Here is a 22,425-nt window from a genome sequence, read left to right on the forward strand (position 1 = left end):
AATAGTGCAAACGCTTCCTGTATTACAGTTCTCGCTAACGCAAATTCCTTATCATGCCATTTATACGGGAAGCTTCGGTGGTACGAAGATTGCGCAAAAGCTGCGAAAAGCGACCAAATCCGTAAATTCGTTGGTTTTATGCTTACCGGCAGATTAACCGGACCAGCCACACATCATGGTGCCGCGACCAGCTTCCATGTTACAAAAATCCTATGCCCAACGCTGTTTTTTTGGGCGACGGCGGCTTTAAGGCAGAACCACAAAGTCCACGTGGCCGACCATGACATGCAGCTGCGCTGCACCAATCTTTATCTGTCTGTCCTGCCACCAGCTTTCCAGTTGCTCGGCTTCGAGCCCCACCTCACGGCCAACCCGCTGCCATCCGCTCAGGAACTCAAGCAGAAAATCTTGAGTGTCATCACCTGCCTGCCAGTCTGAAGTGCCCTGAACGACGCGACAATCGCGCGCCCTGAACAGCTCAATCGCCACCCTGGCGGCCTCAGGACCAAGCGCGGGACCAAACCCCTTGTCGGTTTGCTGATGCCGGTTGAGCGCTTCGCGCAGAGTTTCGTCCATACCATGACCGGGAGAGAATTCCGTCCGCCCGTCATAGGTCAGGCTTGCCAGAAACGGCTTCCCCGCTTCGACAACCTTGTCGATCAGACGCTCCAGGAACGCTTTCGAGGTCAAATCGAGAAATGCCGAAGTGGTGATCGCATCGAACTGTTCAAAGGGTAGTTTCTCCAGATCGGCTTGCAAATCGACTTGCTGCACTTTGAGGTCACTCTGAAATCGGCTCGAAGCCACGTCCAGCAACGACACATCAAAATCCGTCAGTTGCCAGCTGACCGGCATTTGAAACTTGTCTTTCAATGCGGCAACGGTCGAGCCTGCTCCGCTGGCAAGGTCAAGAACACGAACTTCGGAAGTGGGCAGTACGTCAAGAAAAGCCCGCTCCACAACGGTGTTTCTGGCAGCCAAATCGAGCGGCTCCCGCAACGCCAACCAATGCGATGAAAATCCACTCATTCCGACACCCTTTGAAGTATCTGCGAGAACCTTTCGGACGCATCGTGCCAACCCGGGAGCTTTTCTGCAGCCTGGCGCGCTCCAACAGACAGCTTTTGGCGCAGATCCCGATCTGTCATCAGACTTTCCAAAGCCGATTGCAAGGAGGTGATATCGTCCGGAGGGCAATAAAGCGCGGCGCCTTGCGGAAGCGTATCCCGAACAGCGCCTCCGCCACTTCCTATGACGGCAAGCCCATGCGCCATCGCCTCGGTATACGCCATCCCATACCCCTCGTAGCGGCTGGCAAGAACGAATACATCTGCAGACTGATAGAAATTCTTCAGCTCATCCGAGGGTATGGCACCATGAAAAACAAGCCGTTCCTCTAGACCGAAATCCTGGGCCAGACGCTGAATTACATTCGCGCAGGCAGGATCGGCCTCAAGGCCACCGACGATATCCAACTGCCAGTCAAATTGCTTCAGGCGGGACAGCGCCTTTAGCAACAGATCGTATCCCTTTCGGTAAACCAGCGTTCCAACCGCGAGCAAGCGAACAGGTGTCTGCGCATTTTTCTGTCGCGGTGCGGGCAAATCTGTACCAGGCAAGACGACGCTGATTTTCTTCTTTTGAATGTCAAAAAGATCTGAAACCTGATTGCCGGTAGCGGGGCTGGTGACAATCACATGACTTGCACCGGATAGCGCTGCCCGCTCGCTGCTTTCCAGCGTGTACGCCTCAGCGTTGCTCAAACCGTTCTCACGGCAAAGAGGATGATGAACAAGCGCAACCAGCTTCAATCGGTCCTTAAGTTCGATGGCGGTGTCGGGCATAACCCCGAAGGCCAGACCGTCAACGACCACCAGACGACCGTCAGGAAGGTCATTCAGGCGCTTCCTGGCAGTCGCCAATGTCTGGTCATCGGGAAACGGAAATCCATCTCCGAGCGGCAAAAGATCAACATTCCAGCCGTCACGTTTCAGACCTGTGATGATTTGCCGGTCGTAACCGTAACCACCGGTTGGTGTTTCCAAGTCGCCCGGATAGGCGAAACATAGACTTTTCATCGAGGCTCAGATCTTGGCTTCGTACCAGGCACGTGCCACGTGCGATTCTGAAATTGTCACGCGGATCGCACCAAGTTCTGACCCCGGACGGCCCAGTTTGTCGTTGCGCGCTGCCTTGGCGAGGTGATCGTGAATGTGCTTCGTCAGAAACTCTGTCGTGGTGTTGGTGCCTTCAAACTCCGGCACTTCGTCGAGGTTCTTGTAGTTCAGAGGCTGCAGCACTTCTTTCAAGGCATCGTGCGCGCGGCCAATATCGATGACCACACCATTTTCATCGAGACTGTCAGCCAGAAACGCCGCATCGATCACGAACGTTGCGCCATGCAGCGCCTGAGCCGGGCCGAACAGCTCTCCCTTGAACGAATGGGCAATCATCACATGGTCGCGAACTTCAACTGCAAACATTTCGATAGTCCTGAAAGTGTGGAGGTAAGTGAGACGAAAGGGATTTAGTCGTTTGCACCGTCATAAACGACGAGCGCAGCCAGCACATCTGACGCTTTGTTCAACAAATCGGGAAGCTGATCAGGCAGGTCGTCAAACCTTATACGATGGCTTATCAGCGCGTCCAGCACCGGATCTTGAAGCAAATGGAGCGCCGTCTCCAGGCGGCGGCGGTAGGACCAGCGTGCCTGCCGGTCCACCGGAATGGTTCCGACCTGGCTTGAGATGAGTTTTAACCGGCGACAATGAAAATCGGCACCCAACGGTGCCTGAACGCCTTTGGCCCCATACCAGCTCATTTCGACAACAGAGGCACCATCGCCACAGGCCTTCAACGCCGTTTCAAGGCCGGCAGCGGATGCGCTTGTGTGAAACACAAGATCCTGGTTGGCCGGCGCGGCATCCGGCAAAGCAAACTCAAATCCAAGTACTTCGGCTATGGCAGACCGCTCGCCATTGGTGTCGATAATCGTGACCACTGATCCGGGCAAACGAGATGCAACGTATGCAGTCAAAAGGCCGACAACTCCCGCGCCAACCACGCAGATGTGATCCCCAGGTGATGGTTTTCCGTCCCATATAGCGTTAAGTGCCGTTTCCATATTGGCGGCGAGAACCGCCCGCTCCGCGCTGACAGCGTCAGGAATGGGAGCACAGTAACCGGATGGAAGAGTGAAATCGCTTTGATGTGGAAAGAGCGAAAAAACGATACGCCCCTCAAGCGCGGGATCGCCTTCCAGAACCCTGCCGACATTGGCATATCCATATTTGACGGGGAACGGAAATTCTCCTTCCTGAAAGGGTGCGCGCATACGCTGCCATTCGCTTCCAGGCACCTCGCCTCGGAAGACCAGTCCTTCTGTGCCGCGACTGACGCCGCTAAAGAGAGTTTGAATACGAACGTCACCCGGTCGCAAGGCCTCCATCGTCACTCCCTCGAGCGAACACTGCTCTCGACCAGCATACCAAAGCGCTCTTGGCGCACGTGTGACCGCGGTCACCAGCGGATCGCCCGTCATGAATTAAAGTCCCCTCTCATTCGCCATGCTTCTGTCAACATTAGGACATTTTGACATGCGCACTATTGCGATGATTGCCGTGAATGGAATTCAAATAAGTGTTTCAGGTCTCTGACATGTCTATTTCCGAAAAAACAGCCGCGAATATGACAACGCGAAGGATTGTCTTCTCTTTCCTTCTTCTCGTGAGCTTTGTGGGCCTCGCGGCGTTGATGACAGTGACCCTTTCACCGGGCGGCTATTCCGCGCTCGATCTGTTTATTCTCGTCTGTTTCATGATCACGCTTCCCTGGACGATCATCGGCTTCTGGAATGCGGTGATCGGCCTTTCGATCATGCGGCTCTCCAAGAACCCTGTAGAGGCTGTCTGCCCGATCGACCATGGCGATCCTAACGCACGCCTTAAAAGCTCCACGGCTTTGCTTTCCTGTGTGCGCGATGAAGACGCAGAAAGCCTTGAAGTCAATCTGAGCGCCATGGTCTCCCAACTGATCCGCGCAGGCCAGGCAGAGAACTTTACGCTTTACGTCTTGAGTGACACGTCGATGGACGACATCGCGTTGCAGGAGCAGCAGATGACGGCCCGCCTGTCCGAGCGCTTCGAAGGCCAGATGGACGTGGTTTACCGGCGGCGCACCGACAACAAAGGCTTCAAGGCAGGCAACATCGAAGATTTCTGTGATCGGTGGGGCGACCAACATGACTTCGCGCTGGTGCTGGATGCTGACAGTTTCATGTCTGTCGAAGCGATTACCGGGCTCGTCAGGCGTATGGAAGCCAATCCGAATGTTGGCATCCTGCAAAGCCTTGTGGTCGGTCTGCCGACCGACAGTGCGTTTGCACGTATTTTCCAGTTCGGCATGCGGCTTGGCATGCGCTCCTACACTATTGGCAGCGCCTGGTGGCAAGGCGATTGCGGACCTTACTGGGGTCACAATGCGGTTTTACGCCTAAAGCCTTTCAAGGAACATTGCCGGTTGCCTGAGTTACCCGGCAAGGGGCCACTTTCCGGCGCGATCCTGTCCCATGACCAGGTGGAAGCTGTTCTGATGCGGCGTGCTGGCTACGAAGTTCGGGTTCTGCCGCTCGAAACCGGCAGCTATGAGGTCAATCCACCTCATCTTCTGGAGTTTATCCGCCGCGACCTGCGCTGGTGTCAGGGTAACCTGCAATACCGCCGGCTTTTGAACATGCCGAATCTCAAGCCTGTCAGCCGTGCGCAATTGGCACTCGCCATTTTGATGTTCCTCGGGTCTCCGGCCTGGATCGGCTTCATGACCGCGGCGGCTGTCCTTGGCATGGTCACCGACTACATGCCCTATCGCCCGGATACCGGAGCACTGCTCTTTTTCTCGGTGTTGACCATGGTGTTTGCGCCCAAGCTGGCTACGGTCGCCGATGTGCTTGCACGCGCAGACCTGCGCAAGGCATTTGGCGGTCCGGTGCGCGTGCTGCTCAGCGTTGGCGCTGAAATCCTTTATGCCGCGATGATCGCGCCGGTGATGGCCGTTGCCCATACACTCTTCATGGGTGGCTTGCTGTTCGGAAAAACCATCGGATGGGGCGCCCAGGCGCGCGGTGTCCGTCGGTTGCCCGTGGCCCTCGCACTTCAAAAACTTTGGCCGCAAACGCTTTTCGGCAGTGCAGGACTTCTCTGGCTGACCGGTCAGCCTATCGGACTCGTCTGGCCAGTCATTCCGGTCGCCGTCGGTCCGTTGCTGGCATCGGTCATTGCGGTTAGCACTTCAACCAAGACACTGGGCAAGCTTGCAATACGGTCGACGCTCTGGCGCATACCGGAGGAAAGCTCTCCACCACCGGAACTCGCTGACCTGCATCTGCCTGCGCTCACCAAAGGCCAGGTCCCTCCTGCAGACCAACAGGGCCTTGTCCAGGGAGACGCCAAGCCAGCGGAGGCTTGAGGCAGATACATTTAAGGTACACACAAAAAGGACCGGCTTGACTGCCGGTCCTTTTTTGTTTCAGCGCATGTCAGATGGTTCAAGCCGCGTTGGATGACGCAATCGGCTGGGTCAACAACGCATAAATCTCTTCCGCATCGCCAGACGCGCGCAAGCCCTGGGTTACGTCGACATCTCGCAACTGGCGCGCGATGCGTGCCAGCGCCTTCAGATGATCAGCACCCGCGCTCTCTGGCGCGAGCAGCAGGAAAACCAGATCGACAGGTTGGTCATCCAGGGAATCGAAATCAACCGGCTTCGTCAGTTTGGCGAAGAGGCCAACCAGTTTGTCGAGACGCGTCAGCTTGCCATGCGGGATCGCTATGCCGTGACCGACACCCGTAGAGCCCAAACGCTCGCGTTGCAGCAGCGTATCGAAAATCTCACGTTCGGAAAGACCAGTCAGTTCCGCCGCCTTTGCGGCCAACTCTTGAATTGCCTGTTTCTTGCTCTTCGCTTTCAGTCCGGCAATGACTGCGTCTTTACCCAGAAGATCACTAAGATCCATACTATCGCCTACAGTTTTCGGAAACCGGCTCCCAGCTGGAAGCCGGTCCCGTCCGCATCTTTATTCGGCAGCCTCATTGGCTACCAGTGCCGGGTCTATCCACCCAATATTGCCATCGGACCGGCGATAAACAACATTGACACCGCCATTTGCCGCATTTTTGAACAGGACAACCGGTGCTTCGGTCAAATCAAGCTCCATGACCGCCATTCCGACAGTCATTGTCTTCACTTTTGCCGAGGTTTCTGCAATCACAAGTGGATTGAAGTCTGCCGGCACTTCCTCATCCTCGTCCGGGGACGCCAGAACGTAGGATGCTGCCTCAAAAGCTTCCCGGCCATTGCCATTATGGCCGTGATGGTCCTTCAGTTTGCGCTTGTAGCGCCGCAAACGTTTTTCAATCTTGTCAGCAGCAGCGTCAAAGCTGTTCCGCGGGTCCTGATCCTGTGCGGACACCTGAAGCACAATGCCGGTGTCCAGATGCAGGCTGCATTCTGACTTGAAGCCGTTACCTTCCCTGCTGAGTGTGACGTGGCCTGTGAAGCCGCCTGTGAAATACTTCGATAAGGCGTCCTCGATTCGGTCAGTGATGTGCTCGCGCAATGCATCGCCCACATCAACATGCTTACCCGAAATCCGCAAAGCCATGGGGACCTCTTCTTTTGTATTGTCTGATACACCGGCCCTCTGCCGATGCTGAAACGCGTAACGTTTCAAGCGTACAGAATGGACCAGTCAGTGCCGAAGCGCCATCCCCTGTTTAACTCATGAGGGCGGTCCTATAATTGCGGCAGCTCAAAGAGTCAATTAATAACGATTCGGCCAGCATTCGTTGCCGAACTACTGTGTAAAATCAGTGTATTGTTTCACTGAAACCGTCTGGTTCATTTTGGAAGTTGCATCAAACGAACGCTTCAAAATGTCGTCACCAGCGTCATAGCCTGACATTTTTCTCGCGCCGCCTTTGTACCGACGAGCCGATTTTCATCGCCTCGCGATACTTGGCCACCGTCCGGCGGGCAATGTCGACGCCGTCATCCTTCAGAATTTTGACAATCGTATCGTCGGAAAGGATCGATTTCGGGTCTTCTGCGTCAATCATCTGCTTGATTCTGTGACGGACAGATTCGGCGGAATGGGCATCGCCGCCAACTGTTGCGGAGATCGCAGAGGAGAAGAAATACTTCAGTTCAAAAATGCCTCTCGAAGTCGCCATATACTTGTTGGACGTCACTCGGCTAACGGTCGATTCATGCATTCCGATCGCTTCCGCGATGGTCTTCAGGTTGAGCGGGCGCAGATGTTCAATGCCATAGGTCAGAAACCCGTCCTGTTGACGAACGATTTCCGTCGATACCTTCAAGATCGTCTTTGCCCGTTGGTCGAGGCTTTTGGCCAGCCAGTTGGCGGTCTGCAGCGATTCCGTCAGGTATTCCTTTTCCGTCTCTTCCCGTGCAGTTTTGACGATCCGCGCATAGTAGGTCTGGTTGACGAGGACCTTCGGCAAGGTGTCGGAATTCAGTTCCACCGTCCAGGTGCCGTCATTTGCCTTTTTGACGAAGACGTCCGGTACGACCGGTTGAACCAGAGAAGAACCAAATACGCTTCCCGGCTTGGGGTCCAGCGCACGGATCTCGGCGATCATCTCAACGAGATCTTCGTCATCTACGCCGCAGATTTTCTTCAGGCCCGCAAGGTCACGCTTGGCGAGCAGTTCAATGTTCTCAATCAGCGCTTCCATGGCCGGATCGAACCTGTTCTTGTCGATCAGCTGCAGTTTCAGGCACTCGGCGAGACCCCGTGCAAACACCCCCGCAGGCTCAAATGTCTGAAGCACGGCAAGCACGCTCTCGATCCGTGCAATATCAACGCCGAGTTGCTCGGCGGCTTCGCCAAGGTCAATATAAAGATAGCCGTTTTCATCCAGAGAGTTGATCAGGTGACCGGCAATCAGTTTGTCTGCCTCGTCACTGAGAGCAAGGTTCATCTGCTCTTCGAGTGTTGTGCCGAGAGACGCCTCATCGGCAACAAATGCCTCCAGGTTATAGTCTTCCGAAGCACCGCCGCTGCTGACGTTTTTGTAACTGTCGCCAGCTTTGAGTAGAGCCGGATCCGGAGAGGCTGGAACACCGGGTTCATCTGGAAAAACGTTGCCGAGGTCAGTGTCCATGCGAGAGGCAATAGCTTCAGAGCCTGTTTCAAGGTCGCTTTGCATCCAGTCGCCGCTATTTGGCTCCTCAGTTGCCCCGTCAAACCCATCCGAAGTGCCGGCGCCGGCGTCGGAAGCGTTTTCCTGAATCGGTTCGGAGGAAGTCCCCTGTTCGCCTGGTTCGCCTTCACCTTTTTCTAAAAGCGGGTTTCGTTCCAGTTCGGCTTCGACGTAGGCAACGAGATCTAGGTTGGACATCTGCAAAAGCTTGATCGCCTGCATCAGCTGCGGCGTCATGATCAGCGACTGGCTTTGTCGCATCTCCAGCTTTGTTGAAATGGCCATATGCTTCTAGGGTGCCCGCGTTACCTAAGTGGTCTGGTTTTTGCTTATTCGTTTCAGACCGAGTGTATAACCTAGCGGGTCACGAGTCATCAAAGCGTAAATTGTTCACCCAAATAGAGCCTGCGGACGTCAGGATTGGTGACAATTTCCTGCGGCAGGCCTTCTGTAAGCACTTCGCCTGCAGCGATAATATAGGCGCGGTCGATCAGACCGAGCGTTTCGCGGACATTGTGGTCGGTGATCAAGACACCGATGCCGCGCTGTGTCAGATGCCGCACAAGCTGCTGAATGTCGCCAACGGCGATCGGGTCAATACCCGCGAAAGGCTCATCAAGCAACATGAAGGATGGGCGGCTCGCCAGTGCGCGTGCAATTTCAACACGCCGGCGCTCACCACCGGACAACGCGATACTGGGTGATTTGCGCAAGTGTGTCAGGCCGAATTCCGCCAACAGAGAGTCCAGCTCTTCGCGCCGTTTCTGCCGGTTTGGCTCAATCACCTCAAGAACGGCCCGGATGTTTTCCTCAACAGTCAACCCCCGGAAAATGGATGCTTCCTGCGGCAGATATCCGATGCCGAGACGCGCGCGCCGATACATCGGCATCCGGGTGATGTTGAAACCTTCAAGGGAAATCTGGCCCTGATCAGGCCGGATCAGCCCTGTGATCATATAAAAGGTCGTAGTCTTGCCCGCACCGTTCGGACCGAGAAGACCCACCGCTTCCCCCGGCTTGACCGTCAAGCTCACATATTTGACCACCTGACGACGGCCATAGGTCTTGCCTATCCCGTCTACCACCAGTGAACGGGAGAGATCCTCGTGCTCACCACGCTGCCCCGGTGCGCCAACCGTCAAGTCGTCAAATTCCGTGGAGGTTTTTTTCACCGATGCGCCGTCCGTCCGATCCTTACCGCAGCTTCACATAGGTGCTGCGAGGGGAGCTGTCGAGTCAGATAAACAAGCAACTCAATTGCCTTCTACGCTGTTAGGTAGAATTCGGACCTTCACCCGGCCGCTTCCGCCGCCGCTTTCCGCCGATACGTTGCCCTGACCGGCGGTCAGGTTCGCCTGACCCGTTTTCAAATTGACTGTCAGCTTGTTGCCAACCACAACGTTAGGCCCTTGACTGAGCACAACTTCCCGGCCGGTCATGACCATAATTTCGCGGTTCATATCGAAACTCGCCGCATCGCCCTTTGCCGTTTGATCCTTGGAGGCGATATAGACACCACCTGCGGCCTCCAGACGCGAGATCTTCTGCTGGACGGCCGATTCATTTGTCGTGTCACTCGCAGAGCCCGCATAAAAGACCTTTAGCCGCTCCGTTTTGAGGCTTGTTTCCCCCTGGGTAACAACCACATCGCCAACAAATGTCGCAGTGCTGTTGTTGTCTTCCACCCGAAGTTCACTTGCTTCAATCTCAATGGGCTGTCCGTCGTTCGACCCGAACCCGGCAAAAGCGTCGGAAAAAGTCTGCGCCCCTGCTGCGCTGGCGAAGAGCACGGACACAGCAGCGATCGCGAATAGTTTGAGAGATTTCATTGGTTCCCGTCCTCAGCAGCCGGATTGAGCGTCATTTTGATGCCGTCCGAAAACCGGACGAGACCCTTGTTCTGATCATAAGAAAGCTTACCGGCAACAACGTGACCCTGGTCGGAACGGATAGAGATGGGCTCCGATGTGGACAGGGCGCCGTTGTTCAGGTCCACTTGTACTTCCGAGAGATCCACTGTGTAGCCTTCGCTCCACTCCAGCTGGATACCCTCATAAAGGCGCAGCGTTTCCGCTGCGTTGTTGTAGGTGCCTTTCAAGGCGATGATTTCCGCGCTTTCATCAGCGCTCAGCACGATATCGGCGCGTATTGTCTCAAGATCGATGATCCGGGGGTCGCTCAACCGTTGTATCGCTCTGCTTGCGGTCACCTTGTAAGAGCGCTCGCCATCATGCCCTGAGAGCTCAGGGTGATCCATCACCAGACCTTCGCTGGTCAGCATCATGTTGGCAGCGCCAAAACTGTTCAGAAAATTGAACAACACCACAAGCGCGACCATCCCCCCGAGGATAAGAAGACCTATTCCCGGTAGCAGCCAGCGTAATATGCGCACCATCAGGCTGTGCCGTCTCGCAACGCGCTGCGCCTTGCTTGGCTTCCGCCTGTGAGTTGCTTCTGCAGGGAATTCAGTGACTGCTGTCAAAAAAGTCTCCGATTTGTCGCCGGCACCGCCCGTCAAGCAGAACCGGAAAGATCAGGAATGCGCAAAGATGTCATTGTCTTCCCATCCCTTAAGATCAAGTTCGGCACGCGTCGGCAAAAAGTCAAAGCATGCTTTGGCGATGTGTTCACGTTCTTCCCGCTTGAGCATCGCCTGGAGCCGATCCCTCAGATCATGAAGATAGAGCACATCTGACGCCGCATAGGCCAATTGTGCATCAGACAAAGTCTCGGCCGCCCAATCGGAACTCTGCTGCTGTTTGGAAAGTTCCACTCCAAGCAGCTCGCGGGTAATGTCCTTCAAACCATGACGATCTGTGTATGTGCGCACCAGCTTCGACGCAATTTTGGTGCACCAGATGGGTGACACACGGATATCCAGATAGTGCTTCAAGACGGCAACATCAAATCTGGCAAAATGAAAAATCTTCGGTTTCGATGGATCTGTCATCAATGCGGCAAGGTTGGGCGCATCTGCCTGACCGCGCGCGATCTGAACCACATCTGCGGACCCGTCGCCGGGTGAAAGCTGAACGACACAGAGCCTGTCACGATGAGGATTGAGGCCAAGCGTTTCGGAATCGACCGCTACTGCACTTGCCTTTTCGTAAGCGCTCAGATCAGGGAGATCTCCCTTGTGGTAGCGGATGGTCATGTCGAATTGTCTCCTGTCGCCCATACGGCCAAAGCATCAAAATGTTGACCGTCAGGTAAAACATGGAACGACGTGTGGCAAGCGGATTGGTAGCTGGATCAATTTCCGCAGGGGAAATGCGACCTTCACTTCTTAATGCGAAACGCCTCGTGACAGCTTTTGCAGGTGTTCCCGAGTGTGCCGAAGGCCTCGGCGACCTGTGATTTGTCTCCACCTTCGTCGGCCGTGCTTTTCAAAGCCAACGCGGCAACCTGAAGATCATCGGCAAGTGTTTGAAACTTCGCCCATTCCGTCCAGATCGCGGGACTTGCCTCTGTTGGCGGATGCAGGCTGTCTTCAGGGAAGAGCTTCAACATGGCTGCACCGCCATGTTTTGCAATAGCTTCACCAGCAACCGATACCCGGGCCAGATCCAGCTCGCCAGACTTCAACATGGTGCCGACGGCCTTCACGTGATCTCCGATTTCGGACATTGCATCCATGCGCTCCTTGACGATGCCAGTTGCGCCGGTATGCGCCAATGCCGTCCCCACCGCAACCAGGGTACCCAGCAGTGCAATTCCTGTTTGTCCCAGTTTCATTCATTGCCTCCTAGTAGATCCCGTTCGCGCGTTGGAGTTCTCGAACAAAGACCACAATGCGCTCAACGTCCCGCGGGCTGGCGTTTTGCACCGGAGGCATGTCGCCAAACGGCCAATGATGCGCTCTGACGCCTTGTTTGGCCGCAACAAAGAATGCTCCGTCACTGTGGTGATTTGGCTCGTAGATCCTGTGAACGAGCGGTGGGCCGAAACCTTCTTTTCCAACGGCATTGTCGCCATGGCACGCCGAACAGTTTTCCTGAAACAATTTTTGCCCTGTTCTGGCCTGTTCCGACAACTCGGGAATGGTGACTTCGACCATCGGCACACCTTGCCCTGGATATTTACGTTCACCGGTGTCTTTGAATTGTGTGGCGAGAGCCAAGGCCAGAATTGTCGCCAGACCCGCCGCGACAACAGCCAATGTCCGCGCCGTCACTTGCCCTTTTCCTTGAGGCCGTCAACTGCGGCAGGCCTTTGCCCTGCGAGATCATCAATTATCGGGCAGTCGGGCCGATTGTCGCCGTGACAGGCTTCCGCAAGATTAGAGAGAACCCGTTTCAACGATTTCAGCTCGCCAATCTTGCGATCGACTTCACGGATTTTCGCCTGAGTCAGTTTCTTGACGTCCGCACTGGCACGGTTCCTGTCGCCATAAAGCGACAGCAACTCACGGCACTCTTCTATTGAAAATCCGAGGCTTCGCGCCCTTTGAAGAAATTTCAACCGCTCCAGATCAGAACTTGAGAATTCCCGGTAACCGTTTTCGCTCCGCTGCGGGAGCACCAGTCCGATGTCTTCATAATATCGGATGGTCTTGACCGGTAACCCGCTTTGTTCAGCTGCTGATCCGATATTCATCTGACCGCCTCACAGTTTCAGAGTGCGCAAACGCAGGGCATTGCTGATCACGGACACTGATGACAGGCTCATGGCTGCTGCCGCCAGCATTGGTGAAAGCAGAATACCAAAAATGGGATAAAGAACCCCAGCAGCAATCGGCACACCGACGGAATTGTAGATAAACGCGAAAAAGAGGTTCTGGCGGATATTGCGCACCGTCTCGCGAGCCAAGTTGCGCGCCCGCAGGATACCCTCCAGGTCACCTTTCAAGAGTGTGAGACCGGCGCTTTCAACGGCAACATCGGCTCCCGTTCCCATCGCCAGGCCGACATCGGCTGCCGCGAGTGCAGGCGCATCATTCACGCCGTCTCCGGCCATTGCCACAATGTGACCCGCAGCTTTCAGCTCTTCTATCAGCTTTTGCTTTCCTTCCGGCAGGACACCAGCCCGCACGTCATCGATCCCGAGTGTTTTTGCGACCGCTTCCGCGGTTCGCGGAGCGTCGCCGGTTGCCATGACAATCCTGATATTGTCCTTGTGCAGCGCGCCGATAGCAGTTTTCGCATTGGGTTTGACCGGATCAGCAACGGCAATCACGCCCAGAAGGGCCGCCTTGTTTCCTTTTCCGCGCACGAGATACATCGCCGTCTTGCCAAGATGCGCCAGTTCCTCCGCCCGTTCCTGCAATTCGGACAAATCGGCTCCGGCCTCCTGCGCGAAAGCCGCATTTCCGAAAACAACACTCTCGCCCATGACACTTGCCGTCACGCCCTTGCCCGTCATCGCCTGGAATTCCCGGGCGTCCGGCAAATCGATATCTCGATGCGCGATGGCATCAAGAATGGCCTCTGCCAGCGGGTGTTCAGAGCCTTTTTCCAATGCTCCTGCAAGCTGCAAAACCGTGTTCTCGTCAACACCATCTGCCGTCAGCACATCGCTCACAATGGGTCGGCCTTCCGTAAGCGTTCCCGTCTTGTCGACCACGATCGTGTCAACGGACGCTAGTCGTTCCAAAGCTTCAGCCGTTTTTACCAGGACGCCTGCCTGGGCACCTCGGCCGGTCGCCGTCATGATTGACATCGGTGTTGCAAGGCCAAGCGCGCAGGGGCAGGCGATAATGAGCACCGATACAGCTGCAATAACGGCATGCACGAAGGACGGGCTTGGCCCGACTGCCAGCCAGACGACAAATGCCAGAAAGGCAACTGCTACAACAGTGGGAACGAAGATGCCGGCAACACGGTCAGCAAGGCCCTGAATGGGAGCCCTTGAGCGCTGTGCTGACGCAACCATGTCAACGATCTTGGCGAGCATGGTATCGGCACCAACCAGCTCGGCCTGCATTACGAAGGAACCCGATTTGTTCAAAGTGCCACCGGTTACCTTGTCACCGTCCGTCTTTGCGACCGGTACAGGCTCGCCAGTGACCAGGCTTTCATCGACCGATGAATTGCCCTCCAAAACCCTTCCGTCGACCGGCACGGCCTCACCCGGCCTGACCCGCAACCTGTCTCCTGCCAGAATGTTTTCCAACGGCGCATCATATTCATCACCTTCCGGCGTGACCCGTCGCGCGGTCTTTGGTGCCAAGTCGAGAAGTGCGCGAATGGCGTCGCCGGTGCGTTCACGCGCCCTCAGTTCCAACACCTGCCCGACAAACACCAATGCCACAATGACTACGGACGCTTCGAAATAAACCGGAAGGTGCCCGCTTGCGCTCTTCAAGTTGTCGGGAAAGAGAAATGGAAGGAATGCTGCCACCATGGAATAGGCATAGGCGGTTCCCACGCCTATCATGATCAGCGTCCACATATTGAAGTGACGCGTGGTCAACGATGTCCAGCCGCGCTGAAAAAACGGCAACGCTGCCCAGAGAACCACCGGTGTCGCCAGCAGAACCTCCAGGTAAATTGCGACGCTTTCGCCAATCCAGTCACGAATTGGAACACCGACCATCGGTCCCATAGTCAGAATAAGTAAGGGAATGGCGGCCAGTGCACTCACCCAGAGCCGCTTGGTAAAATCGATCAGTTCGTGATTGGGCTCATCGGAGACACCGCTCATCGGTTCAAGAGCCATCCCGCAGATCGGACATGTTCCCGGCCCTTCCTGGACGATTTCCGGGTCCATCGGGCAGGTGAAGAGCGCTTCGCCTGAGCTTCGTTCCGCCTCTTGGGCTTTTTTCCGGTCGTTGTTGCCCGACAAAAAGAAATAAGGATCGGCGTCAAACCTGTCATGACACTTCGGATTGCAGAAATGGTAGTCCTTACCTTTGTATTTGAGGGAAGGTTTGCCTTTTCCGAGCGTTACGGACATGCCGCATACCGGGTCGGTCGCCTGACCAACATTTTCCTGAGCGGCTTGATCCAAGACTTCCTGCATTATCCTGATGACTCCGATCTTGTCATGAAGCTGTCAGTTAGGGCTTCCAGTCACTGGAAGGTCAAGACGGGGAAACGCGTAGACAGCAGATGCTCAATAGGCGAGCACCTCGCATTCTCTGGCCTACGCCCACGTGTCTTCCAAATGTCAACTGGGCGCAGGCCTTCAAAACAAGGGCTGATGCCCATCAAAAATACCGAATGACAATTTCCTTGCCATCCTTCGAAGTTAAAATCATGATGACTTCAAATAAAAATAAAGCCCTGAGCAAGAAAACAATTGATAAAAATACGGATCAGTTTTATGAAAATCGGCAGAAAACTCACTACTTCTCTGAATTTGCTTAGTTCCGCTTCACTTTTGTTAAGCGCAGGTATTGCCAGCGCGTCTGCTGCCGATTTATCCAACAAGCCAAATGTCACGGAGCCACTCGTCAATGAGAGGATCAATCGGACCTGGGAATTTATGCTCGCTCCCTATTTCATAGCGGCCAATATTTCGGGGACATCACAGGTTGGGCGACTTCCGAGCACCGACATTGACATCGGCACGGGTGACATTCTGGAAAACCTCCGCTTTGGCGGGATGATCCACGCTGAAGCGTTATACAATCAGAAATTCGGCGGCATGCTTGATGTCGCCTATATGAACCTGGGTGGAGCGACAGATACCCCCAGATCAGGTGGACGAATTCGTGTCGGGGTTGGTCAACTGATAGTTGAAGGCATGCTTTTTTACAGAGCCTACAGCACCTCGCAAACGTCAATTGATGTGTATGCGGGTGGGCGTTATTGGGATATCGACCTTGACCTTGATGCCACCGGCACAATTGCGGGCAACTTCGACATCACTAGAGGAGACAACTGGATCGATCCGGTGGTCGGTATTCGCGCCTTTCACATGCTGAATGACAAATGGTCGGTAAACGGCCGTGGCGACATCGGCGGCTTCGGTGCCGGTTCCGACTTCACCTGGAATGTGCAGGCCGGCGCTGGCTATCACTTCAACAAGACCTGGTCAGCACATCTGCAATACAAGGCTCTCAGTGTCGACTATGACAATGACAAATCCGGAAGATCCAGTTTTGAATATGACACGATCACACATGGCCCACTGGTCGGCATAGTCGCTCGATTCTAGTCGGGTTCCAGACCGTAACGCCTTTCAGATTTTTTGATCGCACGAGCATCCTCCACATTCTGATTGCACGCATCGCAATGGTGGTCAGCGGGAGCCCGACACGGGCCACCTTAATGGATTGGCGCCTCGCCATATTTGAGTGCATCTTCACGCTCCATTAACCATAAGTAGCACTATTCTGACACACCAATAACGCGAATTTCTTTCTGTTAGAACCAATGGTGTTTCGGTGATGCAAAAACTTTTCTGGTCGCTGTCTGCGGTTATCTGCCTGTCAGCGGGTATTGCAACCCCTTCGGTTGCTGCCGATGCCCATCAAGGTCCAGACGGCATTTATCAGACCTCAAGTCTGCGCGGCAGCATCGGGCTCCGCTATTGGTACAGCAGATCGAAATCGGATCTGGACAACGCCCGATATGATATTTCCAGCACCGCCGATGTCACGTCCCATACCGCCGAAATTGTCGGAACGCTTGAAGACGTGACCGAAGGAACCTTTTTTCGCGGATTTGTTGGCCTTGGTCGCAATGTTGACGGCAGTACCGATTTCGTCGGTTTGGACATGGACAACACCAGTCAGACCACGCTCAGCTATGTTGTACTGGACGGTGGTTGGCAGTTCGCTCAATTCGCGAACAACCAGGTGCGGCTGAAAGGATTTCTCGGCTACCAATATCTTTCCGACGACCTGAAGGCGTCCTATCGTTCCGTCACGGTTGAGCAGTCACGAGACTGGCACGCAATCCGTTTGGGAATGACGGCGGAAGGTGACATTGGCGAACGGGTCGGATGGTCAGTCGATGTGGCCGGCGTTCCTTGGAGCTACAACCAGATTGAAACCTGGGAAAGCGACTGGACCTACGGTCTGGAAGCGGACGCCATGCTCAACGTAGATCTCACCCAAAACTGGAAGCTTGGCGTTGGCGGCCGTTATTGGTGGCTTCATTCCAACTTCGACCGACGCAACATCTATACCAACGAGAAAGTCGTCTTTGATCAGAACTACCATCGCTACGGGTTGCTCTTGGAGACCAAGTACGCCTTTTAAAATGGTTGCAATACGGTTCACCACCGTCCAGACCTTCTGGCGGGAACAACAATGTCCGAACGCCAGAGAACGTCGATGCCTGCCACGCCTGTTGCCACTTACCTGTTTCTTATCGCGGCCATCGTCGCCGAGGTAATCGCGACCTCGGCCCTGGCAAGAACCGAAAACTTCACCCGCTTAGGGCCTTCGATCATTACAATTGTCGGATACGCTGTTTCCTTCTGGCTCTTGTCATTCCCCATCCGTCTCCTGCCGACCGGGATTGTCTATGCCATCTGGTCCGGTGCCGGCATTGTACTGATCACACTCGTTGCCTGGCTGGTCTTCAATCAAAAACTCGACCTGCCCGCGATTCTGGGCCTTGGCCTCATCATCGCCGGAGTTGTTGTGATCAATGTCTTCTCAGATGTTGTTGGACACTGAAGCAGGGCATTTCGGGTTTCAATAGACGCAATCCTCTTCCGCGCATTGCGAACTGACAGAGGGCCTCACAGCTTTTTCAACCGGTGAGGCCATGCTCTTTGAACGGAATGAGTGACGCAGCGGAATTTTCGGTTGAACAGTTCGGGTTTCTCCATGTAAATTTCACCAATAGTGTTGTCTGTCGGGCGGATTTCGGATGTCGTATTTAAAACAACTCGTTGCATATGGTCTGACGGTGGCGCTCGCGAGTGCGTGCAACACAAACACCACGGTGGGCAATGGCGGTTCTGACAATGATTCCATAGGCCGGTCCACGACTTTGAGCCAGGGCCGTGTCGGAAATCCGGCTTACTGATCATATTGAAAAGACAACTTTTTCAGCCCGGCATGCAGGCTTTCGTTCGTGTTTTTTGACCTGGTCTATCTTGCGGATATTCGATTTCCCGGCGGAACCTCGACTGCACTGTTTTACGAGTTAAGGGCAGCAGCAAAGGCAGGACTAAAGGTCGGACTGATCCCGGTCGCTTCGCCAATCCTGACCAAATCACGCCCCCCCAATTTGAAACTGCTCAACGAAATCCGCAGGACGAAAACAACTATTGTTCCCCAAGGCGTGACGCCGCAGTGCCGCCTTTGCCTTGCATATCACCCGACATTGCTCGACGGCCAGCTCAAGCAAGTGCCGCGCTTCAAGGCGGACACGTTCGCACTTGTTGCGCACCAACCACCCTTGAACCGGTTTGGCGAAAAGGCCTATGACGCCGATCAGCTGTCACGGGTTGCCGGAGACCTTTTTGGTCACGGATTGACGATACTTCCGGTCGGACCGACGGTGAGGCAGGGGTTTGAAGCACAGGGGTTATCCGCACAACTCAGTGCCGATGACTGGCTCAACTTGATAGATGTGAATGACTTTCCGATTTGCGACAACCGTGAGATCGACGGACCTCTTGTCATTGGGCGGCACTCCCGCCCAGGTCGCGAAAAGTGGCCCGACCCGGAAGAAGCTGTGCTCGCCTATCCGGAGAACAACAGGTATCAGTTCCGCATGCTCGGCGTGGGGCCGGAATATCTGAGTGAACTGGAGAAGATTCCATCCAATTGGCACTGTCTTCCATTTACAACGCAACCGGTTTCCGGATTCCTGAAGGGGCTTGACGCCTACAGTTATTTTCACAGCCCTGCCTGGATCGAAGCGTTCGGTTACTGCGTTCTGGAAGCGCTGTCCGCGGGATTGCCGACCGTACTGCCGAACTATTTCCGCGATTGGTTTGATGACGCCGCGCTCTACGGAACCCCCTCGCAGGCGCCGGAGCACTATGATCGGATCCTGGATGACAAAACCTATCGACTGGAAGTGTCAACAAATGCCAGAAAGTTTGCGTCGGCCCGTTTCGGATTGGAACAGTTTGAAGAACGCTTTGAAAAGCTGGCCGGCAAGGTTCACAACCTGCATGCTGCAGGACCATCGCTGAAGACGCGACCACCCAGGCAACATGTTGTGCTTGCTGTGACTTCAAACGGGATCGGCCTTGGCCATCTGACAAGACAGCTGGCGGTGGCAAAGGCACTCGGGCCGGACGTCAAAACAGTTTTCTTTTCCCTTTCTGAAGCAGTCAAGGTTGCTCAGAAGATGGGACACCTTGTCGAGTTTCGCCCGTTTCATCGCCGATTGGGCTGCCGTGTCGATGACTGGAACGACTTCTTTTATCGGGAACTGCGCGACGCTCTCTCGTTTTACCGTCCGGAACTTGTCAGTTTCGACGGCAACACACCCTATTCCGGATTGCTCGAGGCAATATCAGACTATGGTGATGCGAGTTCCGCCTGGATCCGGCGCGGAATGTGGCGCGCGGAAGCACCTGAGATATCCCGGCGCGCATCGCACTTTGACCTTGTTGTCGAACCCGGCGAAGTCGCTGCACCAATGGATCCTGGATATGCCAGGATCGGGAGTGATCATCTTGTTCACACGGACCCTGTTTTGCTTGTAGACCAGGCGGAAATGATGACGCGGGCAACTGCGCGACGCCTATTGGACCTGCCGCAGGATGCCACCCTTGGTCTGGTTCAGCTGGGTTCGGAGCGAAACTCCGACATGTCCTTTGCCCGTCAAGCAATCGACGCCGTTCTTGAACGCAACAGACACGTTCATTTTGTTGAAATCAAATCGCCAATCAGCCCGGACTACGACAGGGAGCCGAACGAAAGATACCATCGGCGGACCGCATACCCGCTCGGGCTCTATCTGAACGGTTTCGACTTCGCGGTTTCGGCAGCCGGATATAACTCCTTTCACGAGTTTCTCGCGTCGTCCTTGCCGACCGTATTTGTTCCCAACAAAGCACCGGAGATGGATCTCCAGGAAACGAGGGCCGAATATGCTGCAAAGGCCGGTTGGTGTCTGACGTGCGATACAGACGATCCATTCAACCTGGAAGGTTGCCTGGACGAAATTTTGCAAACGCAGACACGGCAGGACTTGCAAGAAAAGTGTCGCATCCTGTCCGAAGGCTGGAGAGGTGCAAACCAAATTGCAGATTACTTCGCGGTGACTGCGGGTTTGCCGACCGGCTCTTTCTCCGGCAGAAAAAGGATCGGCGCCTGACATGAAGTTTTCAGACAAGATCAGAAGCCGATTGCTAAAACCCGCAATTTCTCTCTATTGCCGTTTCGCCGGTTCCCGAAAGGATACGGCCGTTCTTTTGTCCGGAACAGCGAAGTCCAAGCCCGTGGCGCTCGTCTGGGCATTTGGCATATCCGAAGCGCAGCGAGACGCCAAATTGCAGGACATGAAGGATCACCTTGATGCCTTTCATACGGTCGTTGTCGTCTGTGACAGCAACACTTTTTCAAGTTTGCTGCAGATGGGTTTTCGCGTTGAAGCCGTGCCAAGCCATGAAGAACAGAAAATTCACTTTTGCGACTTGCCGTGGGCAACGTACCTGTCGCGGCGCATCAGTCGTATTCGGAACAACTGGGCTCCCGACTTTGAATTCACGCTGGCGGCAGATCCAGAAGAGTTTGTTGAGACCTGCAAAGGCAAGCAGCTGACAACGCCCAACGACACGATGACTGAAGAGCTTGAATATCTCGAAGACTACGCGTCCTGACGCATTCACCTCTCGGCAATCAGAACCAATTTGTTGATCGTCAGCACGCGGACTTGTGCTGTTTGTCCAGGGCATCGCGAACAAAGGGCTGCAAGGACCCGAGCTCAACCAGCGGGCTTCTCAGCCTTTGGTCCGCTAGAACCGAAAGTAGTTCCGGATGGTCGGGGTGGCTGGGATCGCAGACATTCTGATCTTCAAATTCCTGCTGTGTGAACGTGCCCCAATTGCGTAATCGCAGGAAATAGACACCATTGGCGCCAACATGTTGCGCCAGGCTTGCAAATGCGGGAACTTCACGGAAATTCTGTTTCTGGACAACAAAATCCAGCCGCAGCTTAGAGAAGGCGCCTGCACGCCGCATATTGCCGAGAAAGCGCAAATTACTCAAAAGACGCTCGAAGGTTCCACCACGCCTGACGACAGAATAGGTTTCAGCGTCGGCGGCGTCGGCCGAAATCCAGATGCTTTCGACATGGCCCCAGAGGTCCAGTCTATTCCACGTGGCCTCATCAAGCAGGAGGCCATTGGTGTGCAATTGAAGCCTCTGCGCGCGGGTATTGGTCGCCGTGAAATGCTTCAGGAAATTGAGAAAATGCCGGCTGGCGAATGGATCACCAGACCCTGTCACCTTGATCCTTGAGGCCGCCGACAGGAAATCGGCATAGTCTTTGTTGATCAGACTATCGAGATCTGCCGACTGTTTACGATTGATCTGGATGACCTTTGTCCGGCAACTTGGACAGGACAGGTTGCAACTCCTGTCGTGAGACAGGATCGCTCGGTTCGGTGTTTGCTTCAGAGAAAACGTATCCGGTTTTTCAGGCGCGTTTCGTCCTTTGGCAATTGTCATGACCTCTGAAGAAGCGCCCATTTGCTCAAGCTTGCGCAGCCTGCGACCACTTATCATCGGGCAATGCCAGCGACTGCAGTAGGAGTAGTCTCCGTCGAGGATCGAGCGTCTGATTTCTTTTGCTGCGTCCGAGTTCCAGACACGCTCCGGTTTCTGGTCAAGTTTTCCAATCGGAACCGGTTGCCACGCCGAGCAGCAAAAGTGAACCGTCTCGTTCGCTCGCGTTTCAATCTGTTCAAACGGTGCTTTGCAGAATTTGTCCTTAAGCCAATCATCAACCGGGAGCGACAGGTCACTGCTTTTGATTGCGGCTGCATCATGCAAGCGCTGAGCGAGCAAGTCGTGATGGTCAACACTGTTCACCGCGTTCGCAAGCCGCTTGGCAAGGTCCCAGGTTTCTGCCTGTATACAGGCCAATGATGCCGCATTCAGAGTTGAGATTCTGACTTTACCGGCATCCTTCAAAAGCCACTCACCGAAACCCTGTAACGATTGCCCACCGACACGTGAACCAATTTCACCTGCAGCCGCTGCAACCAAATCAAGCGCTGCTTTCTTGCCCGAGGCCGGGTTCCTGCGGGCATCCAAGTACGCACTGTTACCGGCATTAAGAAAGTCGGCCGCTTTTTGGAACCTTGCCGTCTGATCTTCAATACACACAGCGTCCATAGG

23 protein-coding genes are annotated in these 22,425 nt (G+C 54.8%); 6 read left to right on the forward strand and 17 right to left on the reverse strand.

The features are described from left to right. Nucleotides 1-246: 246 nt before the first annotated feature. The 4 genes from FIV00_RS27440 to FIV00_RS27455 are packed head-to-tail and all read right to left on the reverse strand — an operon-like array spanning nucleotide 247 to nucleotide 3,541. Nucleotides 247-1,029, reverse strand: a complete 783-nt coding sequence (locus FIV00_RS27440; RefSeq protein WP_152503682.1) for a class I SAM-dependent methyltransferase — start codon at nucleotides 1,027-1,029, stop codon at nucleotides 247-249. Then, the gene (locus tag FIV00_RS27445; protein ID WP_152503683.1) at nucleotides 1,026-2,078 is read right to left on the reverse strand and encodes a glycosyltransferase family 4 protein; all 1,053 of its coding nucleotides are present in this window, start codon (nucleotides 2,076-2,078) and stop codon (nucleotides 1,026-1,028) included. Before FIV00_RS27445 ends, FIV00_RS27440 begins: the two co-directional genes overlap by 4 nt. A 6-nt stretch (nucleotides 2,079-2,084) precedes the next feature. Then, nucleotides 2,085-2,483, reverse strand: coding sequence for a 6-carboxytetrahydropterin synthase (locus FIV00_RS27450; protein ID WP_152503684.1), 399 nt, complete (start codon nucleotides 2,481-2,483; stop codon nucleotides 2,085-2,087). 44 nt (nucleotides 2,484-2,527) lie between these two features. Beyond that, nucleotides 2,528-3,541, reverse strand: coding sequence for a zinc-binding alcohol dehydrogenase (locus FIV00_RS27455; protein WP_152503685.1), 1,014 nt, complete (start codon nucleotides 3,539-3,541; stop codon nucleotides 2,528-2,530). 116 nt (nucleotides 3,542-3,657) lie between these two features. Between FIV00_RS27455 and mdoH the strand changes: the two genes are divergently transcribed. Beyond that, a complete protein-coding gene (gene mdoH, locus FIV00_RS27460; protein ID WP_152503686.1) occupies nucleotides 3,658-5,463 on the forward strand; it encodes a glucans biosynthesis glucosyltransferase MdoH in 1,806 nt (601 codons plus the stop codon). A gap of 79 nt (nucleotides 5,464-5,542) precedes the next feature. Here mdoH and ptsN read toward each other — a convergent pair whose 3' ends face one another. The 12 genes from ptsN to FIV00_RS30010 form a co-directional block, all read right to left on the reverse strand. Next, the gene (ptsN, locus tag FIV00_RS27465) at nucleotides 5,543-6,010 is read right to left on the reverse strand and encodes a PTS IIA-like nitrogen regulatory protein PtsN (RefSeq protein WP_152503687.1); all 468 of its coding nucleotides are present in this window, start codon (nucleotides 6,008-6,010) and stop codon (nucleotides 5,543-5,545) included. A 60-nt stretch (nucleotides 6,011-6,070) separates the two neighbouring features. Then, on the reverse strand, nucleotides 6,071-6,658 hold the full coding sequence (hpf, locus tag FIV00_RS27470) for a ribosome hibernation-promoting factor, HPF/YfiA family (RefSeq protein ID WP_152503688.1): 588 nt from the start codon (nucleotides 6,656-6,658) through the stop codon (nucleotides 6,071-6,073). A 286-nt stretch (nucleotides 6,659-6,944) separates the two neighbouring features. Further along, the gene (gene rpoN / locus FIV00_RS27475; RefSeq protein WP_152503689.1) at nucleotides 6,945-8,504 is read right to left on the reverse strand and encodes an RNA polymerase factor sigma-54; all 1,560 of its coding nucleotides are present in this window, start codon (nucleotides 8,502-8,504) and stop codon (nucleotides 6,945-6,947) included. Nucleotides 8,505-8,593: 89 nt separating this feature from the next. Then, nucleotides 8,594-9,361 (reverse strand): LPS export ABC transporter ATP-binding protein, encoded by a 768-nt coding sequence (gene lptB, locus FIV00_RS27480; RefSeq protein ID WP_152504480.1) that lies wholly within the window; start codon nucleotides 9,359-9,361, stop codon nucleotides 8,594-8,596. A 111-nt stretch (nucleotides 9,362-9,472) separates the two neighbouring features. Continuing rightward, nucleotides 9,473-10,048, reverse strand: coding sequence for an LptA/OstA family protein (locus FIV00_RS27485; RefSeq protein ID WP_152503690.1), 576 nt, complete (start codon nucleotides 10,046-10,048; stop codon nucleotides 9,473-9,475). Continuing rightward, nucleotides 10,045-10,701 carry an LPS export ABC transporter periplasmic protein LptC gene (gene lptC / locus FIV00_RS27490; RefSeq protein WP_209006732.1) on the reverse strand — a complete coding sequence of 219 codons (657 nt, stop codon included), beginning with the start codon at nucleotides 10,699-10,701 and terminating at the stop codon, nucleotides 10,045-10,047. The genes FIV00_RS27485 and lptC overlap by 4 nt, the downstream gene beginning before the upstream one ends. Nucleotides 10,702-10,752: 51 nt before the next feature. Further along, nucleotides 10,753-11,373, reverse strand: a complete 621-nt coding sequence (locus tag FIV00_RS27495; protein ID WP_152503691.1) for a ribonuclease D — start codon at nucleotides 11,371-11,373, stop codon at nucleotides 10,753-10,755. A gap of 125 nt (nucleotides 11,374-11,498) precedes the next feature. Continuing rightward, a complete protein-coding gene (locus FIV00_RS27500; protein ID WP_152503692.1) occupies nucleotides 11,499-11,954 on the reverse strand; it encodes a cytochrome c in 456 nt (151 codons plus the stop codon). Between the two features lie 10 nt (nucleotides 11,955-11,964). Next, nucleotides 11,965-12,393 (reverse strand): cytochrome c, encoded by a 429-nt coding sequence (locus tag FIV00_RS27505; RefSeq protein WP_247649295.1) that lies wholly within the window; start codon nucleotides 12,391-12,393, stop codon nucleotides 11,965-11,967. After that, on the reverse strand, nucleotides 12,390-12,815 hold the full coding sequence (cueR, locus tag FIV00_RS27510) for a Cu(I)-responsive transcriptional regulator (protein WP_152503693.1): 426 nt from the start codon (nucleotides 12,813-12,815) through the stop codon (nucleotides 12,390-12,392). The genes FIV00_RS27505 and cueR overlap by 4 nt, the downstream gene beginning before the upstream one ends. A 9-nt stretch (nucleotides 12,816-12,824) precedes the next feature. Next, nucleotides 12,825-15,179: a heavy metal translocating P-type ATPase gene (locus FIV00_RS27515; protein WP_152503694.1), complete on the reverse strand. Its 2,355-nt coding sequence runs from the start codon at nucleotides 15,177-15,179 to the stop codon at nucleotides 12,825-12,827. Between the two features lie 245 nt (nucleotides 15,180-15,424). Further along, the gene (locus FIV00_RS30010; protein ID WP_173006188.1) at nucleotides 15,425-15,601 is read right to left on the reverse strand and encodes a hypothetical protein; all 177 of its coding nucleotides are present in this window, start codon (nucleotides 15,599-15,601) and stop codon (nucleotides 15,425-15,427) included. Between the two features lie 43 nt (nucleotides 15,602-15,644). Between FIV00_RS30010 and FIV00_RS27520 the strand changes: the two genes are divergently transcribed. From FIV00_RS27520 to FIV00_RS27540, 5 genes are all read left to right on the forward strand, one after another. After that, a complete protein-coding gene (locus FIV00_RS27520; RefSeq protein WP_152503695.1) occupies nucleotides 15,645-16,319 on the forward strand; it encodes a hypothetical protein in 675 nt (224 codons plus the stop codon). A gap of 232 nt (nucleotides 16,320-16,551) precedes the next feature. Next, nucleotides 16,552-17,367: a hypothetical protein gene (locus FIV00_RS27525; RefSeq protein ID WP_152503696.1), complete on the forward strand. Its 816-nt coding sequence runs from the start codon at nucleotides 16,552-16,554 to the stop codon at nucleotides 17,365-17,367. A gap of 75 nt (nucleotides 17,368-17,442) precedes the next feature. After that, a complete protein-coding gene (locus FIV00_RS27530; RefSeq protein ID WP_247649453.1) occupies nucleotides 17,443-17,790 on the forward strand; it encodes an SMR family transporter in 348 nt (115 codons plus the stop codon). A gap of 403 nt (nucleotides 17,791-18,193) precedes the next feature. After that, the gene (locus FIV00_RS27535; protein WP_152503698.1) at nucleotides 18,194-20,398 is read left to right on the forward strand and encodes a glycosyltransferase; all 2,205 of its coding nucleotides are present in this window, start codon (nucleotides 18,194-18,196) and stop codon (nucleotides 20,396-20,398) included. Between the two features lies 1 nt (nucleotide 20,399). After that, the gene (locus FIV00_RS27540; protein WP_152503699.1) at nucleotides 20,400-20,903 is read left to right on the forward strand and encodes a hypothetical protein; all 504 of its coding nucleotides are present in this window, start codon (nucleotides 20,400-20,402) and stop codon (nucleotides 20,901-20,903) included. 40 nt (nucleotides 20,904-20,943) lie between these two features. On the opposite strand, the gene FIV00_RS27545 is transcribed toward FIV00_RS27540, so the two are convergent. After that, entirely contained in the window at nucleotides 20,944-22,422 is a 1,479-nt protein-coding gene (locus FIV00_RS27545; RefSeq protein WP_152503700.1) for a radical SAM protein, read from the reverse strand. Between the last annotated feature and the right edge of the window lie 3 nt (nucleotides 22,423-22,425).

Origin of the sequence: Labrenzia sp. THAF82 (genome assembly GCF_009363435.1) — a bacterium.
GTDB classification, from domain to species: domain Bacteria; phylum Pseudomonadota; class Alphaproteobacteria; order Rhizobiales; family Stappiaceae; genus Roseibium; species Roseibium porphyridii.

Coding starts and splice junctions, on each gene's coding strand:
- hpf (WP_152503688.1), bottom strand. CDS start 6,658: ATGGCTTTGCGGATTTCGGGTAAGCATGTTGATGTGGGCGATGCATTG.
- FIV00_RS27440 (WP_152503682.1), bottom strand. CDS start 1,029: ATGAGTGGATTTTCATCGCATTGGTTGGCGTTGCGGGAGCCGCTCGAT.
- FIV00_RS27525 (WP_152503696.1), top strand. CDS start 16,552: ATGCAAAAACTTTTCTGGTCGCTGTCTGCGGTTATCTGCCTGTCAGCG.
- FIV00_RS27515 (WP_152503694.1), bottom strand. CDS start 15,179: ATGCAGGAAGTCTTGGATCAAGCCGCTCAGGAAAATGTTGGTCAGGCG.
- cueR (WP_152503693.1), bottom strand. CDS start 12,815: ATGAATATCGGATCAGCAGCTGAACAAAGCGGGTTACCGGTCAAGACC.
- rpoN (WP_152503689.1), bottom strand. CDS start 8,504: ATGGCCATTTCAACAAAGCTGGAGATGCGACAAAGCCAGTCGCTGATC.
- ptsN (WP_152503687.1), bottom strand. CDS start 6,010: ATGGATCTTAGTGATCTTCTGGGTAAAGACGCAGTCATTGCCGGACTG.
- FIV00_RS27450 (WP_152503684.1), bottom strand. CDS start 2,483: ATGTTTGCAGTTGAAGTTCGCGACCATGTGATGATTGCCCATTCGTTC.
- FIV00_RS27485 (WP_152503690.1), bottom strand. CDS start 10,048: ATGAAATCTCTCAAACTATTCGCGATCGCTGCTGTGTCCGTGCTCTTC.
- FIV00_RS27495 (WP_152503691.1), bottom strand. CDS start 11,373: ATGACCATCCGCTACCACAAGGGAGATCTCCCTGATCTGAGCGCTTAC.
- FIV00_RS27455 (WP_152503685.1), bottom strand. CDS start 3,541: ATGACGGGCGATCCGCTGGTGACCGCGGTCACACGTGCGCCAAGAGCG.
- mdoH (WP_152503686.1), top strand. CDS start 3,658: ATGTCTATTTCCGAAAAAACAGCCGCGAATATGACAACGCGAAGGATT.
- FIV00_RS27445 (WP_152503683.1), bottom strand. CDS start 2,078: ATGAAAAGTCTATGTTTCGCCTATCCGGGCGACTTGGAAACACCAACC.
- FIV00_RS27545 (WP_152503700.1), bottom strand. CDS start 22,422: ATGGACGCTGTGTGTATTGAAGATCAGACGGCAAGGTTCCAAAAAGCG.
- FIV00_RS27500 (WP_152503692.1), bottom strand. CDS start 11,954: ATGAAACTGGGACAAACAGGAATTGCACTGCTGGGTACCCTGGTTGCG.
- FIV00_RS27530 (WP_247649453.1), top strand. CDS start 17,443: ATGCCTGCCACGCCTGTTGCCACTTACCTGTTTCTTATCGCGGCCATC.
- FIV00_RS27520 (WP_152503695.1), top strand. CDS start 15,645: ATGCTCGCTCCCTATTTCATAGCGGCCAATATTTCGGGGACATCACAG.
- FIV00_RS27540 (WP_152503699.1), top strand. CDS start 20,400: ATGAAGTTTTCAGACAAGATCAGAAGCCGATTGCTAAAACCCGCAATT.